The sequence below is a fragment of the Microbispora sp. NPDC049125 genome (genome assembly GCF_040802045.1).
GTDB lineage: Bacteria > Actinomycetota > Actinomycetes > Streptosporangiales > Streptosporangiaceae > Microbispora.
Map to the genome: position 1 here is coordinate 1 of NZ_JBEZDW010000124.1, position 1,281 is coordinate 1,281.

Here is a 1,281-nt window from a genome sequence, read left to right on the forward strand (position 1 = left end):
GGGATCCGTCGGTGCCGGTGGCGAAGACGTGGACCATTCCGGCGGGGTCGACCTTGACGGTGGGGGAGCCGGCGATTCCGGTGCCGGGGACGTCGTATTGCCAGCCGTTGGACCAGTACCAGTGCTTGAGGGATCCGTCGGTGCCGCGGGCGAAGACCTGGAGTGCTCCGTTGCCGTCCGTGGCACTGGAGGGACCCTGCCGATCGGCATCGCTCGACACGGCTGCGAGGGCGTCCAGTTGCGCCTGCGTGCCGTTGAAGACGTTCAGGGTCACGTTCGTGGTCGGGACCCCGGGAACGTTGCCGACGTCGGCGTACTGCCACATCAGCCAGGAGTTCCAGCCGGGGGGAACCGCCGGGGTGGTGTGGCTGCTGGTGTAGTCGGCGACCTGCAGCCCGTACGAGGACAGGGCGGTGGTGCTGCCCATGCAGCCGGTCATGAACCCCTTCGCCGTGTAGATCCACGGCTTGATGCCGAAAGCCGCCTGCACCCTGTCCAGCCAGGTGCGCGCGAACGTGACGGTGGTGTAGGGCGGGCAGGAGCTGGTGCCGTCGTCGGTCCACTCGAGGTCGAGGATCGGCGGCAGCTCACCCGCCCGGTGCCCGGTGTAGCCCGCCGCACGCGCCGTGTTGACGAAGAAGTCCGCCTGGGCGGCGGCGTCCGAGCTGGTGCCGGTCAGGTAGTGGTACGGCGCGGTCGCGATTCCCTGCGCGAGGGAGTTGCTCAGATCGCCGCTGAAGTAACTGTTCTTCTTGTTGGTGCCCCTGGTCACCTTGAGCGTCGCGAAGGTGACCCCGGACTGGCGGATCTGGGCCCAGTTCACCGAGGCCCCTCCGGGGTGCTGGTACTCGGTGATGTCCACACCCCTGACCGGGTACGCTCCCGGCTGCGGACTGGCGGACGACGCGCCGGCCGGCTGTACGAGCGCCCCGGTGAGCCCCGCAGTGACGACGGCTGCGGCGGCGAGGCGGCGGATCCATCCCGGCCGTGCTGGTATCGCGGACATGTCTGCTCCATTTGTGCAGAGATATTGAGGGGTTGCCTGATCCGAAGTCGTGAGCTCCGGCGAACTGCTCAAGCTGGACACCTTCCGCCGACCGCGAATCTCGTGGCAGGCCTTGCGGAAGTCGTGTGGACCCACCAGGACGGTGGGTCCACACGCGTGTCGCGATGGCTCTCGGTCAGGCGATGCCGTTGCCGGGGACGTCGTACTGCCAGCCGTTGGACCAGTACCAGTGCTTGAGGGATCCGTCGGTGCCGCGGGCGAAGACCTGCAACGCC

The 1,281-nt window shown here is 68.1% G+C and carries 2 protein-coding genes; both read right to left on the bottom strand.

The window, feature by feature from the left end; translation table 11 throughout:
• Window positions 1-1,006 (bottom strand): GH25 family lysozyme (locus tag AB0B72_RS40285; protein ID WP_367745076.1); only part of this gene is annotated, 1,006 nt, incomplete at its 3' end.
• Window positions 1,007-1,181: 175 nt separating this feature from the next.
• The gene (locus AB0B72_RS40290) at window positions 1,182-1,277 is read right to left on the bottom strand and encodes a hypothetical protein (protein WP_367745077.1); all 96 of its coding nucleotides are present in this window, start codon (window positions 1,275-1,277) and stop codon (window positions 1,182-1,184) included.
• Window positions 1,278-1,281 lie beyond the last annotated feature (4 nt).